Origin of the sequence: Flammeovirga sp. SubArs3 (assembly GCF_947387565.1) — a bacterium.
Lineage (GTDB): Bacteria > Bacteroidota > Bacteroidia > Cytophagales > Flammeovirgaceae > Flammeovirga > Flammeovirga agarivorans.
The window spans coordinates 506,720-526,045 of the sequence record NZ_CANDOA010000005.1 but is presented as its reverse complement, the minus strand read 5'-3'; the positions used below and the strand labels follow the sequence as shown (position 1 = coordinate 526,045).

Annotated in this window: 7 protein-coding genes; 6 read left to right on the top strand and 1 reads right to left on the bottom strand. The window is 34.9% G+C overall.

Annotation, left to right across the window (positions count from 1 at the left end):
• Positions 1-76: 76 nt before the first annotated feature.
• The 6 genes from QL232_RS16595 to QL232_RS16570 all read left to right on the top strand — a co-directional run bounded on the left by QL232_RS16595 (position 77) and on the right by QL232_RS16570 (position 17,306).
• Positions 77-5,032: a T9SS type A sorting domain-containing protein gene (locus QL232_RS16595; protein ID WP_281614979.1), complete on the top strand. Its 4,956-nt coding sequence runs from the start codon at positions 77-79 to the stop codon at positions 5,030-5,032.
• Positions 5,033-5,197: 165 nt separating this feature from the next.
• On the top strand, positions 5,198-7,219 hold the full coding sequence (locus QL232_RS16590) for a sulfatase-like hydrolase/transferase (protein WP_281614978.1): 2,022 nt from the start codon (positions 5,198-5,200) through the stop codon (positions 7,217-7,219).
• A gap of 221 nt (positions 7,220-7,440) precedes the next feature.
• Positions 7,441-10,917, top strand: coding sequence for a fibronectin type III domain-containing protein (locus QL232_RS16585; protein WP_281614977.1), 3,477 nt, complete (start codon positions 7,441-7,443; stop codon positions 10,915-10,917).
• Between the two features lie 200 nt (positions 10,918-11,117).
• Positions 11,118-13,403: a GH92 family glycosyl hydrolase gene (locus QL232_RS16580; RefSeq protein WP_281614976.1), complete on the top strand. Its 2,286-nt coding sequence runs from the start codon at positions 11,118-11,120 to the stop codon at positions 13,401-13,403.
• 191 nt (positions 13,404-13,594) lie between these two features.
• A complete protein-coding gene (locus QL232_RS16575) occupies positions 13,595-15,649 on the top strand; it encodes a T9SS type A sorting domain-containing protein (protein ID WP_281614975.1) in 2,055 nt (684 codons plus the stop codon).
• A 175-nt stretch (positions 15,650-15,824) separates the two neighbouring features.
• On the top strand, positions 15,825-17,306 hold the full coding sequence (locus tag QL232_RS16570) for a hypothetical protein (RefSeq protein WP_281614974.1): 1,482 nt from the start codon (positions 15,825-15,827) through the stop codon (positions 17,304-17,306).
• Between the two features lie 113 nt (positions 17,307-17,419).
• On the opposite strand, the gene QL232_RS16565 is transcribed toward QL232_RS16570, so the two are convergent.
• On the bottom strand, positions 17,420-19,054 hold the full coding sequence (locus QL232_RS16565) for a sulfatase (RefSeq protein ID WP_281614973.1): 1,635 nt from the start codon (positions 19,052-19,054) through the stop codon (positions 17,420-17,422).
• Positions 19,055-19,326 lie beyond the last annotated feature (272 nt).

Sequence of the window (19,326 nt, the reverse complement as noted above, 5' to 3'; positions counted from 1 at the left end):
TGGGATAGATTTGTTAGTATAGAAATGAAAACACTACTGGATTGAACAAACAATTCACGTTACAATACGAATTTGTATGAATTATATACTACAAAAATTACCAATCAAGCACTCCTATTTTTTATTGATTTCAATAACCATTTGTCTTTTGGGATCTACAGGTGCTTACTCACAAAACGTCTTTCAACATCTTTCTTCATATGATCCATCAACTATTGTTGTCGATGAACTCAATAATGTTACAGAATGGAAAGATATTTCAGGAAATGATTTCCATGCGACCACATATTTTGGTCAAGCAGTTTACCCTTCACTTATGTCATCTTATTCTGGTGTTACAGGAGTAGATTTTGGGTTGGAACGTTCCGGACTCACACTCTTATCAAAAGAGGAGGCTGCCAACGTATTCGATTTTGATGGAGCAGCAAGTACCAATTCAGGGTTTAGTGTTATGGTCGCTTTTCAGATTGAGGAATACCACAATAACTGGAGTGATCTGATCGGTAATACGTCTAATAATGCTAATGCAGGGTTTGGTATTCGTTATGGTACGGATGGAGAATTTCAAATTTTCTTAGGAGGACAAGTAGTCAATATTCCTGGGGCAAAAGCTCGATTAAATCATTCTATTGTAGTGGCATGTAATTATGATGCAACGACGGGAGAATTAACATTCTGGGACTCTCAAAACTTATTAACTCATCAGGTAAATGTACCAAAAGCTGATTTTAACTTTGATCAACTTTATCTAGGTTCTTTTACGAATGGGAATCGACAAGTGAAAGGCATGGTTGGTGAGGTGAAAATATACAATGAAGTATTAGCGGATGCCGATTTTAAATTGGAATACAGCAAAATGCGAGATGTTTGGCATAAGTTTATCTTACCGATTGAGGTGATAGGTGCTGAGCAATTAGTAGAACACAGGTCTTTTCATCTATCATCAACGGAGGTTCAAGAAGCAAAAAAGATCTGGTTGCAGATTAATAATTTGAGTTATGAAAATAAGGTGTCCGTAAAAGTAAACGATGGTAGTTGGTACGATCTAAACCACTCTTCTGTGGATATGGCACTGCAGGCAAAAGCAAGAGGTGGTATGCAGCATGGAGGATACAACACGATCCATCTTACAATTCCGGCCAATGGTTTCATGGAAGGTCTTAACACTGTTTACTTTAGATTTAATAGATCGGATGCTATCTCAAATGGGTTTAGAGTAGTGAAATTTAACCTTCAAGATGCAAACAAAGAAAATCTATTACTAGAAGACTTTTTCTATGATGACGACCCTGAGTTTTGGGTCGGTCCATATACAGATGATAAATCTATAAAAGAAGGTGAAGAACTATGGAGAGAAGGGGCATTATGGTCTAATTATTTGAAAGAGGATACTAAAGGATTCTGGTATGGATATGAGTTATTACCTCATGCTCCTATTCAAGCTACTTGTGCTGATTGTCATACTCAAGATGGTAGAGACCTTGAACTTTTCTCTTATTCGAATAAATCGATTATTGAACGTTCGGTATTTCATAACCTTACAGAAGATGAGGGAAGAAAGATCGCTTCATATATCCGATCTCTAAAAGATAAAAGTGATAATATTAATCGTCATGGTAGACCTTGGAATCCACCTTATCAACCAGGACCTCAGTTAAAAGGGAAATCAATCGAATATTGGGCTGCAGGTGCAGGTTTAGAAGCAGTGTTGGAGAAAGATGAAGACATGCTCCCATATATGTTCCCAAATGGAGTAAATAAAAACAGTGTTCAAGAATATTTTAATCAGGATACAGGAGAAGATAGAACCACCTTACCGTTAGCACTTCAATTCCCCGATTGGAAACATTGGTTACCTATGATCCATCCCAAAGATGCCTTCACAAAAGGCACTTTTTATGAGGATACTTATAAGAACCGAGACGAATATAAAAACTCACAAGAAAGTCTTCTAAACCCAGAAAAGGGGATAGAGATTATCCGAGAAATGATAGAATCTCTACCAAAGAAAGGTGATGAGAAAACCGTAGATATGTCTGCTTTAACAGACAACCAATTAGCTGAATTTAGAGAGGCTCATGAAGTATTCAGGTATAATTTTAGGTTCTTCCAATCTCAGGGTGGAGGAGAGACCAATCATTGGCGTTCAAAAAAAGGAAATGGACTAGATGCTTTGGATGATAATGTTCCACAGGAGTTTGCTGCGACAAGTATGGCAAGGCTTATGGCCGTTAAAAACTTTGAGATTATGCAAGAATTCAATCTTCAAGATCAGGCACAAGATTATATTTTATCAGAAGATAACCCTAATCAACGTCAGTGGTTTCATGGATTGTCGAAGCATGTTTTTGAAGTTCCAGCCCATATTACAGGATGCTTGGATGGTGATTGTCAGACTTTCGGTACACAGCCAGAAGAAACTGGACAATTTGAGTCTACTTCATGGTATCATCTTCAAGCAATTTTAGCAGGTGGTGAAGGTTACCAATGGTGGAATGGACCTGTGGATTACAATTATCAGCCGATGTTTATTCTAAGGAGTTCGAGATCATCTAATTTATTCCAACCGTTAAGGTATTACCATTCTTTGGGGACATTATATAAAACCAAAACTTGGTCGGGAGACCTTACACCAAATGATGGTATGGGCTTTAGAATTAGAGTACAAGGCCCTTGGTATTTCTTTGGAAAAGAAGGCGATGGTGGAAAAAACAATTTACATGGATTTGAACCTGGGTTCTGGCCAAGTTTATTAGATGAGATTGAGCCAGGCTTAGCAAAATGGGTATTGGATGCTCAACTTCGAGAGTTTCTCAAAGCAGTGAGAAAACATGATATTGCCAATTGGCAACGATGGGAACCTGGTATGAACGGATCGAATGTATTAGACCCCATCGAAAAGTCTTCTGTGATTGATGTAACACTATCTAACGATGAGTTTCCCGAAGGAGATGAAGATGAAATTGGAGAACCTCTATGGGCCGATCATATGTATTGGGTAATAGGAGAAGCAATTAAGTTTGGAGTGGATTGTGAAATTATCCGAGAGTTAATAGACTGGAGTGAAGAGGCTTGGCCTAATATTGATTGGTCTTTCGAAATACAACCAAGATTGCAGTTGAAATTAAGTAATAATGCCGAATATTTTAGAGATGTTAGGTATGTAGAAGCTATGTTATCGGACGAAGGGAATAATCCTGAATATGTGTGGTATGTGAATGGGCAAGAAATAGAAGCTGATGGCAATAGATTGTTAGTATCGGATTTCACATCTGGAGATATTATTGTTTGTCATGCTACTTCCACTTCTAGTTGCCTTGATCTTTATAGTGCAAAGGATACGATTGGAGTACCTGGAGATTTAAATATTCAGATGAGTGTAAATCAAGGAGATTGGGAGAATATTAATAATATTAATGCATGTATCGACGATCAAATTGATATTCGAGTTGGATTTGACATTGAGCCCCTTTTATGGGTTGATGCATCCACAATTAATGGAATCGAAGACGGTACAAGAGTTACTCAATGGGAGGATCAATCCGAAAATAATAATGATTTAGTCGCTTGGAATACCTCTATTGCACCTAAGTATTCATCGAGCGGTTTTAATGGATTGCCAGCTCTTTCTTTTGGAGCAACAGAAAGCAATAGTTTGACAGTTTTTGGGGCAAATGAAACCGACTTCTTGGATGGTAACTTTACCATTTTCTTAGTTCAACAGATAGATCCCATAGATGTGTGGAGCAATACGCTATGTAATAAAAATTCAACGGAGGATGATGGAATGTTTTTTAGAACTTCAGACTCTGGTAAAATGTCAATTGGTGGTGGTAATGTAAACTACTCAAGTAGTGCTTATGGATTGCCTACTCAAAGCATCAATACGATTACAAGAGAAGGTCAGGAAATGTCTTTATATACCAATGGCTTTAGAGATGTAATGATTGATATCGACGAGAATGATAAATTGAGTAATAACGATGCATTGTATCTGGGTCAATTTGGAAGTTCATCGAATCAATCAAGACATCACAAAGGATATATAGCTGAGGTATTGATTTTCGATCGTAAACTAACAACCTCAGAACAAGAAATGATCGAAGGGTATTTGGCACATAAATGGAATTTGGATTATTCATTAAGTTCAACCAACAGATATAAATTCCATGATCCTTTAGATATTGAAATTACATTACCGACTACAGAAAAGTATAACATGAATAATTCCAAAAGGAGTTTTAGTTATATCGTTGATGCAGAAGAAAAATATGGAGAGTTAATTATATCTCCTCAATTCAGTACTTCATCAGATATTCGTATGCAAGTGATTGATCCCAATGCTTTTTATGAAACCTTTGAACAGTTGTCATATCAAGTGAATCATGGGGAATACTTAAAAGGGAATGATGTTGAAGTAGAAGAAGGAGATATCATCACCTTTAGATCAGATATAGATTTCCCTAATGCTTTCTATTGGACCTCACCAAGCGGTAAAGAATATTCACGAAATGAGAATCCTTCTTGGACCTCTTCTTTTAATGATGAAGAAGAGGGGATTTGGGTGCTAAACATTGAAGATGAGAATTGTTTTGAAGCCTCTCAATCAATTTCATTTGAAGTAAAAGCAATAGAAAAGATAGTAGATGATGAAGAGGAGGATAAGGAACCAAACCCTGATGAGGATGAAGACAAAGATCCTGAAGAACCAACACCTGGAGATGGTGATGATGACGATAAAGATCCGGACCCTGAAGACCCAAAAGATGGTGATGTAACCGCTTTAGATACAGAAGAGAATTACGTTAAGATTTATCCGAATCCATCTCATGGAAAGTTCAGAGTATCATGCAATTCCAATAGTATTTCAACTATTGTCATCAGTAATTATTTAGGTTTACCCTTGAAAAGTATTTATGTTGATAAAAAATCAATATTATTGGATATACAAACACTAAATCCAGGGGTTTATTTACTAAAAATTCAGTGTGATAATAACGATATAATTTACAGGAAAATCATTAAGTATTAATGATGTAAAGTATTGATATACAGTAGTTAATAGTTGAATTTTTGATAAAAAAATCACTTAATTGTCAAGGAGTTAAGGATTAATTAATGTATAATTAGTGTAGTCTGTACAATTTTGTGTAAGTCAATGATCAACCATCTAGATTTTTTAATAGAATTATTACTGATGAAAAGAAACTTATTCATAACATTATTCATTTACCTAGCAGGTATTACCACTGTAAATGCAACATCAGGAACAGGGGATGATCCGAATAAAGGAAAGAAAGGTAAACCCAATATTGTCATTTTTTATACAGACGATTTAGGATACGGTGACCTATCAGTAAATGGTGGATTAACGCCTACACCTAACATTGATAAAATATTTACAACGGGCCTTACTTTTAATAATTATAATACACACTGTGTATGTTCTCCTTCTAGAGCAGGAATGTTAACAGGTAAGCATTATGTGAAAACCAACTCAGGGCCGAAAACTGGCGGTGAACTATCGACAGATGAAAAGACATTTCCAGAGACTTTACAAGAGAATGGATTTGTAACGGGTGCATTTGGTAAATGGCATAATGGAGCTCCCACTTCTTATGGAGAAAATGAAAAGAAGAATAGCAAAAGGTATCAATTAGGTGCAGGTGTAAACGCACATGGCTTTGATCGATTTGTGGGCTACTATGGTGGTGGCGGAAATTATTTCACTCGTTATTCTAATGTTTATGGTCAAGTATCATGGTATCATGACAAAACCAATAAGCCAAATGAAAAAGGGTACACGACAGATTTAATCACAAAGTATGCACTAGAATTTATTGAGAAAAATAAAGAGGAGAGGTTCCTAGCTTACATTCCACATGAAGCGATGCACAATCCTCTTCAAGCAAAATATAAGGATATTCAGAGAGTTCCTGAGGCGGTAAAGCAGGGTACAGAAATATTATCAGAAGAAGAATATAAAAAGTACTTTAAAGGGAATAAGGCATGGATGAAAATGTCTGAAGAACAAAAGCAAATTGTACGCTCAGCGATGCTTTTAAGTTTGGATGATGCCGTAGGAGAAGTATTGGAATACCTAAAGAAAGAAAATCTGTTAGATAATACCATTGTGATGTTCACATCAGACAATGGTGCTACTCCAGAAGGAAACAACTTACCATTTAAAGGACATAAACATACTATCTATGAAGGCGGTATACATGTTCCTATGGCGATGATGTGGAAAAATGGAGGATTGAATAAAGGAAATAAATATGAAGGAGACTTCAATTTCTTAGATATCTATCCAACATTAACATCAATGGTTGGTGCAAAAAGAGATGAAACAATTGCAATAGATGGTAGAGATTTATCAAAATCGATTCTTTCAAATACAGAAAATGCAGCTACAGTTCAACAATGGGTTTGGACTGGTGAAGGTGCAGTAAAAGAGGGAAATTGGAAATTGATCTATAATCCACAGGAAATTCAACTTTACGATCTTAGTAAAGATTTAAAAGAAGAAAATAACTTAGCAAGTCAATATCCTGAAAAGGTAGAAGCAATGAAAAAATTGCATATCGATTTCCTTAGAGCAAATACCATTAACCCTTCTTATTTACCGACGGATCATTTACCAAGTGCAACGGCCGAGGCAAAGCCTGATGGTGAAGTCTTAGAATTTTTTATCGAACAAACTGCTGCCGTTAAAAGTGGAAAAGATATTATGAGGTTTGCTTTTGCAGAAGGATACGATAAAATGAAATATACTATCGAACCTGGCGATGTTGTGGAATACGATATCATGGTGGCTGAAGATGGTATGAATGAAGGCTTCTTTTATTCTCCAACTAGTACATGGAAAGTATTGTTTGCTAAGTCTGGTTATGACCAATACGGAAGATATCAGAAAAAAGGTCCTGGAGTAAAAGCAGGTAAAGGCAAATGGGAACATAGGGTGATTGGTATTGGAGAAGCAACTCCACAAAAACTTTCTTACAATATGATGTCATTCCAATCTAGAAAGCCAGGAACGTATCACTTCTATATTGATAATCTGATTGCTCGAAAGGCCGATGGTACAGTAATTACCTTATGGTCTAGTGGAAAAGATACCATCAAAAGATATAAAGAGAAACCGTTTATGAAGAACCGTAAGGAGAATATCTTTAAAACGGTACAGGTACAATCTGTTGAATTAGGCTCTATTCAATAAAAAATCAAACGATATATTTTTAGAAAGGGGGTAGTAGAAAACTACTTCTACTACTCCCTTTATTTTTCTTCAACTATTTAAAATACATGCTACTGTATTGCCTCTTTGTTATGCCCAAAAATTGGTAGAAATGAGTGAAATGACCGACATCAAGACACAATAGGGATAACAATTTTAAAAGCTAACAAAGACAATCCGATAGCAAGCAAATAATAAAAGTTATGAAAAAACTCAATACACTAATTTTTATTTTCTTTGCCATAACAAGTTCATTATGGGCAAAAGACATTTATGTTAGTAGTGCAGGCGATGATGATTTAAATGACGGAGTAACTCCAGAAACATCATTCAAGACATTTAACAAAGCCTATTCACTGGCTGAATCTGGTGATATTATTTACATCAACGGAACAGTTGATTTTACAGCATCTTTAGCCATTGCCAAAAGTATCACTGTACAAGGCATAAACAATGGTACTTTGGATGCAGGTGGTGTAACTAAATTTTTCAATGTAAGTTTATCTGAAGAGGATGAAATGCCTTACTTCAAACTGATTGATCTTACATTAAGAAATGGTAATGGGGAGTACAACACAGAAGGATCGTATAACATCGGTGGAGCCGTAACTTTCGCTGGTAGTGCAAGTCCAGTTATTGAAGTGATCAATTGTACTTTTGATCAAAATACAACGGCCAACAACGGTGGTGCAGTAGCAGTTGATGGTGGTATGGTATCTTTTGATGGTTGTACATTTACCAATAACTCTACGACGGGTCCTGCAGAAGACAGTAATATGGGTGGTGCAATGGCGTTAAGCCAGGATGCCCAGGTGGTGATCAAAAACTCAAGATTTGTAAGTAATACAAGTTCTTACGATGGTGGTGCTATCTTCTTTAACTCTAATAACGGTGAGATAAAACTTACGATCTCTCAATCTTATTTTGCTTCAAATACTGCGGTAAATAACGGTGGTGCGATTGGTGTAATTGCAAACAAAAAAAATCCATCATCTGTTAAGATTATAAATTCAACATTGTATAACAATAGCGCAGATAATAACGGTGGTGCTGTAAGTATTGCTTCTACAGGCACAGGTTCATTAGAGCTAATCAACGCAACTGTTTACGGAAACATTACAACAAATAGTTTTGGACAAGCAGGTGGTTTAAGAGTAAATAATGCCAACTACATTACGAACCTATACAATACGATTCTTTTTGAAAATGTATACTCATCAGGTGAAACAATAGTTGAATCAGATCTTCAGGTAACTTCTCCAGTAAATGTTTATACTTCAATTATTGGTGCTGCTGATAAGAGTGAAGTAGAAACAGAAGGGTTGTTTACCATCGATGAATTCTCTCTTGTAGGAAAAAATAATAGTGGAAATAATATTATTGACAAGGCTGAACTTACACTTACTTTAGATGCAGAAAAAGAAGTGATGACATTTTCTGGTGATGCAGTAGCTGTTGGTCTAGGTAAAGGAGAGTACTTACAAGATGAACCGAATGACTTTGTATTTGATCAGCTGGGAAATATTAGACCAAATACAAATGGTATGATCGATGCTGGTGCTTACCAAATGGATGCTCAAGAAGTAACAGATCCGGTATCACCAACAATTACAGCTTCAAATGTAACAGGTACTACAGCTGATTTGTCATGGACAGCAGCAAATGCATTCGTCTCGAAATATGAGATTTATGTAGATGAGGAATTGATCGATGAAACAACATCACTTACTTATCAATTAACTTCATTAGAAGAATATACTTCGTATGATGTTAAGGTAATTGCTTATGATGTATTTGGTAAATCAAGTCAAGGAACATCAAGCATTATGACTTTAGATGAAACCTTACCTTCTTTTACGCCAGCGTTAACATCATCAGCTATTACTGAAACAGGTTTTACTGTAACTTGGTCAGCTGCTACAGACGATGAATCGGGGTTAAAAGGATATATTCTATCGATCGATGATGAAGAAATGGAAATTGGTGCAGAGGTCACTTCTTATGATTTCTCAGAATTAACAACCAACACAGAATATGCAATAGCAATTAAAGCGGTAGATAATGCTGATAATGCTACAGATTTCTCTTCGATTGATGTGACAACTAAAGACGAAACGGCGCCAACAGCACCGACAAGTTTATCAGCTTCAGATGTTCAATCTTATTCTGCAGTAATCAAATGGACGGCTTCAACGGATAATGATGTAGTAGATCACTATATCCTAAAAGTAGGTGATGTTGAATTGAACACAATGACGGCAGTAACGGAATATACTTTAGAGGAATTAACGCATTCAACGGATTATACAGTAACTATCGTGGCTGTAGATGCAGTAGGTAACGTATCGGAGGAAAGTGAGGAACTATCATTCCAAACTATTATTCCTATTCCAACAGTGCCAGAAGACCTTACAATAGTAGCTGATAAAACAACGGCTGAGATTTCTTGGAGTGCTTCAACACACATCATGGATGTAACTTATGTAGTCGATATCGATGGAGAAGAAGTGGAAACGTCAGAAACGTCTCTTTCACTAACTGAATTAACAGAAAATACAGAGTATACTGTAAAAGTAAAAGCAGTAGACACAAATGATGTAAGTTCTGAATTTAGCGAATCAGTATCTTTCACAACATTATATTCTGCACCAACTACTCCAGCAGACGTAGCTGTTTCGAATGTATCTTATACAACTGCTTCAGTATCCTGGACAGCTTCAACTCATATCCTAGATGTTACTTATACGGTGACAGTAGGCGAAATGGAATATACTACAGCTGAGACGTCATTGGATGTTACAGGATTAGCACAAGGAACAGAATATGATGTAACGGTACAAGCTGTTGATGGAAACGATATTGTTTCTGAGACAAGTGCATCAGTAGCTTTCACAACGATGATTGATTACCCTTCTACACCAGCGAATATTACTGTTTCTGAAGTAAACGAGACTTCAGTGACTATCTCTTGGGATGCCATCACTCACTCTTCAGATTTTGATTATGTTCTGACGTTTGGTGAGACAGAAATGACGGTAGAAGGAACATCATATACAGTAACTGATTTGGATGAAAATACATCTTATGACTTCACATTACATGTTGAAGATGAATATAACTTCAAGTCTGAGGTAAGCGAAGTACAAAGTGTGTTAACTACTTACTTTGCTCCGGTAAGTCCATCGGAAATTAAAGTAACAGAGATTAAAGTAAATTCAGCTACAATTTCTTGGACTGCACCACTACATGCTTTTGAAATCTCTTATGTGATTACAATGGGAGAGCAAGAGTACGAAACTTCAGCAACGTCATTTACTTTTGAAGAACTAACTGAAGCAACAGATTATTCATTTACAATTAAAACGGTGAACGAAAAAGAGGAAGCATCAGAAAATAGCGATGCCGTAACATTCTCTACTTTATCTGCTGAACCTTTAAGTTTAGTAGATGATTTAAGTGCTCTTGTGAAGGCATTCCCGAATCCTTCTGTATCAAAAATGACTATTCAACTTCCTTCTCATTTACAAGGAACTTACTATGTGAGTGATCTTAATGGCCGTAAAGTTGAAGTAGGAAATTTAGATACTAACCAATTCAATTTATCATTACCTAGTGGTATGTACATCTTGAACATTATCACAAATGAAAAGGCTATTGTGAAGAAAATCAGCTTCCAATAGAAAACTTTCACTCTTTAACAATAGGTACGATAAGCTGCTATTCTATGATTAGAGTAGTGGCTTATCTACACTATTATACCAACTGCTGTAACGACTAAAAATTAATGATAGGAAAGCAGATACCATTAATTAAGTACTATTTAACGATGCATTAATCATCTATTTGCATCACAAGATACCTTTGAAGTAAACAATGTGTGATGAAAGAAAAACTAAGAATGAGAATCGATAAAAAAATTATAATATCAGGAATAGCAATATTGTCATTATTAAGTTTGTTGAGTTTGCAGATTCAACCAGATGAAGAAGTAGACTTTGTAGATTATATAGATCCAACAATAGGTAATGTTGCTCCATTTCTTGTACCCACTTATCCAACAACGCATTTGCCAAATCAGATGTTAAGAACTTTTCCCGTTAGAAAAGATTACTTATCTGATGAAATTAAAGCTTTCCCACTACATGTTTACATGCACCGTAATACAGGATTGTTTCATTTAAAAGTGGCAGCAAATAATAAAGCTTCATTACATAATCAGTCGATGATTATAGATCATGATCTAGAAAAATATCAACCTTGGCATTTTACTACTTTTCTTATCGAAGACAATATCAGAGTCAGTTTTACTCCTTCAGATAAGAGTGGTATTTATAAAATAGAGTTCCCAAAAGGAGAAAGCGAATTAATGGTGAGGGGTAAAGGCAAAATGGATGTAGAGGTAATCAATGCCAATACATTTGTTTTCACTGAAACCATCTATAACGAAGAACGAGGAGTGGACGCTGATACTCTTTCTATGGAAGTCTATGCTTATATGGAATTAGTAGATGAGGATGCTCAACCAGTAAAGCTAAAGCAAAACTCAAAAAATACACCTGTTCTTTCTCTTTCATCAACTAATGAAGCTCCTGAAACTGTTTATGTAAAATATGCAGTTTCTTATGTGAGTAAAGAGCAAGCGCGTGACAACTTTAAGAGAGAGCTAAAAGGTAAGACCTTTGATATTGTACGTTCACAGGCGAAGAAAGCTTGGCAAAAGGCAATTAACCAAGTAAAAGTGGAAGGTGGCTCTACCGCACAAAAGAGAACTTTCTATACTTCTTTATACCGTACTTATGAAAGAATGGTAGATATCAATGAATATGGGAAATATTATAATATCTATGATGGAAAAGTATATTCATCCGACCGACCTTATTATGTAGATGATTGGGTTTGGGATACCTATAGAGCTACTCATCCTCTCAGAACGATCTTAAATCCTGAACAACAAGGAGACATGGTGCAGTCTTATGTTCAAATGTATCAACACAGTGGATGGATGCCGACATTCCCTCAAGTGTTTGGTAACCATATGTGTATGAATTCATACCATACTTCTTCAATTATTCTAGATGCATTAAATAAAGGCATCACAAATTTTGATCATCAACTTGCTTACGAAGGTATTCAGAAAAACCTTACAGAAGGAACGTTCTTACCTTGGAGACAAGGTCACAAAAAAGGATATATCGATGACTTTTTCCTTAAAGAAGGTTACTATCCAGCACTAAAACTTGGAGAGAAAGATACCATTAAGAATGTGGACAACTTCGAAAGGAGACAACCTGTTGCCGTGACTTTAGGGATCTCATTTGATTTTTGGGCGTTAGGTGGAATTGCAGAATCTCTTGGAGATATAAAGAATAGCAAGGAATATTACGTTTACTCAAAGAATTACAAAAACCTTTGGAATGATAAACTACAATTATTTATGCCGAAGGATAGTGAAGGGAACTGGATTAATATCGACCCTAAAAATGGGGGAGGCCTTGGATATAGAAATTACTTTGATGAAAATAACGCTTGGACGTATGCTTGGGATGTTCAACAAGATATTTCAGGACTTATACAATTGTTAGGAGGTAAAGAAAAAGCAGAACAACGCTTGGACCAACTTTTTAGAGAACCGTTAGGAATGAGAAAAGCAGCATTTTATGTAAATGGTGCAAATTCTACAGGAATGGTAGGTCAATTTTCTATGGGTAATGAACCTTCATTTCACATCCCATACTTATACAATCATTTTGGTGCTCCATGGAAGACGCAAAAGAGAACAAGATTTTTGTTAGACACTTGGTTTAAAGACAATATTTTTGGTATCCCTGGAGATGAAGATGGTGGGGGAATGACTGCCTTTGTGGTGATGACTTCTTTAGGTATTTATCCGGTAACTCCTGGTCTACCTTATTATGATATCACTAGCCCAATTTTTGAAAAATCTTCTATTGAATTGCAGAATGGTAGAATTTTTGAAATCCATGCAAAGGGATCATCAAAAGAGAAAAAATATATTCAACAAGCCTTCTTAAATGGGGAGGAAATTAATGAACCTTTTATTAAACATGATGATATTATGAAAGGTGGAAAACTCGAATTAATTATGGGCGAATTACCGAACAAGGAATGGGGAACTGATGGGAGCCGTACGCTTACGCTACATTAAGAGTAAGAATTGTATTTAAGTATTGAGTAGTTATGAAAAATATTCGATAAATTTAAATGTATTTTTTACGTTATTATCCCGATTAACCAGCAAATTAATTCCAAATTAATGTCTAATTAGCAAAAATTTTGGACTTACACCCATATTTGCTTTATCCGAAATGAATGAACTTTAAAAACAAATTTTGCTATATGAAACGAAATGTACTATTACTTTTCTTGAGCTGCCTTTCAATCTCAAGTCTATTTGCAAAAGATATTTACGTAAGTAATAGCGGAAATAATTCCAATGATGGCTTAACTTCTAATACGGCAGTTGCTACTCTAAACACAGCATACACGTTAGCAGAAAATGGAGATGTGATTTATCTGAATGGAACAATCACACACGCTCAAGCTTTTTCTGTAGAAAAAAATATTACAATCATAGGTCAAAATAATGCGACCTTGGATGGAGGTAGTGCGACTAAGTTTTTTAACTACACCAACATTCAAGATGGTGCTTACTTAATCGTTAAAAATGTGACGTTTACCAATGGTAATGGAATGTTTAATACCACTCAAGAAACAGGTGGAGCTATTTGGGTAAGCGGTAGTGGTGAAGTGACTTTTCAAAAATGTAATTTCACAAATAACTCTACTGTCCATGACGGTGGAGCGATTGCTGCAGAAATTGAAGGAACTTTGAATCTTTTATCATGTAAAATTACGAATAATACTACTTTCGTTGATGATGCATTAGGAAACGGAGGAGCAATCGTTGCAGGGATAGGTGGAAATACTGTCAATTTAAATATATATGAAACGTTAGTACAAGATAATAAGTCGAACCGTCAAGGTGGGGCGATGTACATTTACGGTGCAGTATTTACTCATATTAGAAATAGTACTTTCTACGGAAATAGATCAAGCACTCAAGGAGGAACCATCAACGTTGTATCTAACTCTGAGGCATCCACACGTTTTGATAATGTGACGATGACTTTTAATGGTAATGCTAATAGTGTGAAAAACTGTGGAGGGCTTAGAAGTAGTAATGCCAATCACGAATTCATCATTAATAACTCCATTATTCATGGAAACTTAAGTAAAGTTCAAAATGATGGTACTGGAGATCCATCAGATGTCAATTTTGTAGAGTATAAATCAATAGAGATTAATTCATCAATTATTGGAAATTTTGTTAGTGGATTAACAGAAGATATAGTGAACGATGGAAGAGTTTTATTTGGTAACGAGGAGACTAGACCAGTGATTGAGCTGTTGCCTATTGATGACAATGGTATCGTATCTTTCCCAGATCATAGTGTGGCAGCTAATTATGGTGATCCTTCAATTGTCAAAGCAGATAACGATCATCCTTATTTAGTAGATCAGTTAGGAATGATTCGATCAAAACTATCAGGATCTATTGATGTTGGTGCTTATCAAAGAAATGGTAGGGTAGCCGTTGAAGATCTAATACAAGATGAAACTGCACCTGAACAACCAGAAAATGTGAATTTTACAGAAATATTAGATACTGCTTTAGAATTAGAATGGGATGAAGCTATTGATGATGTAGCTACAGAATATTATACAATAGCTATTAATGATGAAGATCCAGTGATCACGAATGAAATGTCGATGAGATATACTGAATTGGATATGGATACTGAATATAAGTTTACCATAGTAGCTTACGATTTCTCAGGAAAATCATCGGAACCATTAGAATTCTATCAATTTACTGATAAGCCGATTGTTCCACTAATTCCATATAACCTCGCAGCTGTTGAGGTCTCAGGCAATTCAGCAACAATTACTTGGGAGGTCGAAAGACATAAAGGGCTTATCTATGAGTTAGATGTGTATGGACGTTGGTATGAAACAGAAGATCTATCTTTTGAATTAACAGACCTGATTCCAAACAAGGAATATATCGTTGTCATTAGAACAAGAACAAAAGAAAGTAATCAACTATCAGAGTATAGTGAGTTATTTAGTTTCACTACTGGCGATGAGGTTCTTTCATTAGGTAATCATGCAATCCAACTTAACGCTTTCCCTAATCCTACATCACATACTATGAACTTTGAGGTGAATGCCTCTCAATCGGAGTATGTTGTGTACGACTTAACAGGAACTGTTGTGGCAAAAAGTGAAGTTTTTGGAAATACATTTGAATTGTCCCTACCACAAGGTCTATATATTATTCAGATCACTTCTGGAGAGCATAGTATTTCAAAGAAGATAATATTCGATTAGAAAAAGTAAGTTTATATTACAGAGAGCATTGAGGCTACCTTTTATTGGAGGTAGCCTCTTTTTTTGTGGTAACAAAATAGGTGAAAAGTTACTTATGATTCGTTATCAATACTATTAGAACATCTAAAAAGAAACATCGTTACATTGTGTGTAATTCTAATTACAAAAATAGCTAATGAAACATTTTATACTTTTAATAATTCCTGCTTTGTTTATTTTTTCATGTACGAACCAAGATGAAAATCTTGTTCCTCATGAAGAGTTGAGGACTTTACTTGTCAGTACATCTTATGACATGGATATATCTCCAATGAACGCTAAACATAACCCACAAGATGAATTAAAATATACAGGATACTCTGTTTTTTTAAATGATTTTAATGGTTCAAAGCTTATTTCAGACAATTTTGATATCAGAGAAGAATTATTAATTGACAGTGTTTCCGGAGATTTCACAATTGATATATATCAAAATTATTCAAATTATGTAAATTCTTACTATACATTACAAGGACATGGAACAGGGGGAGCATCAGATAATGATATCTCTATTCCTATGCATAACATAGAATTTACTTACCTAAAAATAAGTGGAGACAGCGTTGTTGAAAATTATATAAAAAATGTACACTCGAATGGAGTGGATTTTGAAAAATGCGAAAATGGACAATCATTTTATGCATTTCTATATTCTTATAATAATTACAATATCACTATCGAAACTGTAGATGGCGATCAATATTTAAATGTTAACGATCTAAATACAAACTACACTTATACATATACAGTAAAAGAAGGTAATGATCCAAATGAGCCAAGTAAAGGAATTCATCTTGATATAAATCCTGGATTTCATTCCGATCCAATTGAGTTGAACCCTGAAATACCAGTTAATTTTGGAGAATGGGGAATTGTAGGAGATTTTAATGGCTGGAGTTTTGATCATAAACTTCTTAGTCATTCAAATTACTCTGATAAAAACTATGATTATATCGATTATACTTTTCAGGACTTACAATATGATGATGTGTATTTTAAAATTTATGATGGATATAACTGGGAATCAAATATTTTAGGAACTGGTGATGAAACTGTAATTACAGAATCTGGCTCTCAGCTAAAACTTGATTTAAATGGTCATTATAATGATGAAGAAACTTGGGCTATTAGATTAAAAAAGAACCATAATGGATTATTTAATATTGTCCTTAAAAGAGAACACAATACTAATAATTTCTTTATAGAGTATGAGGAGTTAAATGTCATTCCTAATAAATATGAAGTTACGAACTTACAAGGAGATTTTTTCTATAAAGTTGTAAGAGGTAAATATGATACTAATTCAAATTCAAGAGAAGCATTATTAGATTTAGTTAACTTGATTCAAGACAATAAATCTAAATCTTCGAGGTTCACAAATATGAGAGTAGAAGTCTATGCAGAATGTGGGTTTATATTTTTAAATTGGTCGAAAGAAAATGGATATATATTAGATTATAATACTGATTTATACTCCACATCCGATGAGGGTGAATTGATTGAAATAATTAATTCAATTGTTCCAGAATCTAAACTAATAGAACTTTATGATATAGATAATAACGGTAAGGAGTATTATTATAATTCATTCTTCCAACTTTCTTCTTCAATTGATTAATAATCAATAAAATAAAAGGTTGGGTTTGATAATCATCTAAAAAAATAAGGCTCAAAAATTGAGCCTTATCTTCCATCATCTAATTCTAAGCTATTATATAGAAATTCACTTATTTATCTGTTTTTCGCATATTTTGATTCTAAGTACATGTTCAATAATCTTTGATCAATTTCTGAACTGTCTTTGTATTTTACTCTAAGGTCGGCTAGATCTTTTTTCAGTTGTGTAACTGTAGCTGCATAAGCAGGATCATCATAGACATTTCTTAACTCATTAGGATCTTTCTTTCTATCGAATAATTCCCACTCGTCTACATCATAATAATAGTGGATTAGCTTGTACTCCTTAGTAATTATTGCATAGTGACGTTTTACCATATGGATTGATGGGTATTCGTAATAGTGATAGTATACAGCATCTCTATCCCACTCCGCATCATTTCCAGTTAATAATGGCATTAAGCTTTCACCTTGCATATCATTTGGAGCAGCAATACCTGCTGCAGCTAAAAATGTTTGTGCGAAATCTAGGTTTTGAACCATTTCTTCGTTGGTAATTCCGGCTTTAATTTTATTTGGCCAACGGATTAATAATGGTGTTTTAAACGACTCGTTGTAAGCAAAACGCTTGTCAAACCAACCATGTTCACCAAGATAGAACCCTTGATCAGAAGTATACACCACTAAAGTGTTGTCTGATAAATCATTGTCATCTAAATAGTCTAATACTCTACCTACATTTTCATCTACAGAAGCAATTGTACCTAGGTAATCTTGCATATATCGTTGGTATCTCCATTTCATCAAATCCTTTTTGTCCATTGATGCGTAGTTCTTTTTGAACTCTTCATTAACAGGTTGATAAACGGCATCCCATTGTTTCTTTTGCTCTTCGGTCATACGATCTCTTTCTTTGTTGAAAGCATCATAATCCCAATGTGACCCTTCAGGAATACCCAAAGCTTCCATTGTTTCTGGATATAATTTAGAATCTCCGGCCCAGTTCATGTGCTTAAGGATATTCATTTCTGCAGTATGGGCAGCAGTACCTCTTCCAGCGTAATCATCAAATAAAGTAGAAGGTTCTTTGAAAGTCTTCTTTGTATATTCTTGGTAGTGTTTTGCTTTTGGTAACCATTCTCTATGAGGTGCTTTATGAAGATACATCAACATAAATGGCTTTTCTTTATCTCTTTCTTTCTCCAACCAATCCAGTGTCATATCAGTAACAATATCAGTGACATAACCTGGGTATGTTTTCTTACCTTCTTCCTTAGTAATAAATGTCGGGTTGTAATAATGTCCCTGCCCAATTAAGATTTTAAATTGGTCGAAGCCTTTTGGATTATTTCCAAAGTGTAGTTTACCAAACATTGCCGTTTGATATCCTTCTTTTTGAAATATCTGTGGGAAGGTAACATTATCTCGATTAAACGGGAAGTTGTTATCTGTTTTACCGTTAATATGTGAGTGTTTACCCGTTAAAATCACTGCTCTAGAAGGAGAGCAAATTGAATTGGTTACACATGCATTATTAAATTTTATTCCTTCATTGGCTATACGGTCAATGTTAGGAGTTGTTGTTAGGGTCTTGTCGTATGCACTGATGGCTTGGTAAGCATGATCATCAGACATAATAAATAAAATATTAGGGCGCTCGTTTACCTTTGCTTGGTTCGATTGAGGTTTTGTACCACAACTGAATAATGTTCCAAAAAATAGAAGGTATAATAAGTTGGTATATTTCATTTAATTGAAATTTTTAAAAAATAGAAAACTGAGTAAATCGTCACTTTTGTTCCACTAAAAAATATTGATAGTAGTGCCGTTGTAACTGATAACAAACGTAGGAACAACTCTTAATTTAAGAATAGTTTAGGGTTAATAACGGATTAATTTGAATTAAAATCCATAATTAGCCGCCAAAAAAGCACTATTTATAGCATTATTCTTCACAAACCATGGTTTTTTCAATGACCACTAAAAAAATAGATTTTGAATATTTTCAACTGATTGGTGTA

Coding starts and splice junctions, on each gene's coding strand:
- QL232_RS16595 (WP_281614979.1), top strand. CDS start 77: ATGAATTATATACTACAAAAATTACCAATCAAGCACTCCTATTTTTTA.
- QL232_RS16590 (WP_281614978.1), top strand. CDS start 5,198: ATGAAAAGAAACTTATTCATAACATTATTCATTTACCTAGCAGGTATT.
- QL232_RS16585 (WP_281614977.1), top strand. CDS start 7,441: ATGAAAAAACTCAATACACTAATTTTTATTTTCTTTGCCATAACAAGT.
- QL232_RS16580 (WP_281614976.1), top strand. CDS start 11,118: ATGAAAGAAAAACTAAGAATGAGAATCGATAAAAAAATTATAATATCA.
- QL232_RS16575 (WP_281614975.1), top strand. CDS start 13,595: ATGAAACGAAATGTACTATTACTTTTCTTGAGCTGCCTTTCAATCTCA.
- QL232_RS16570 (WP_281614974.1), top strand. CDS start 15,825: ATGAAACATTTTATACTTTTAATAATTCCTGCTTTGTTTATTTTTTCA.
- QL232_RS16565 (WP_281614973.1), bottom strand. CDS start 19,054: ATGAAATATACCAACTTATTATACCTTCTATTTTTTGGAACATTATTC.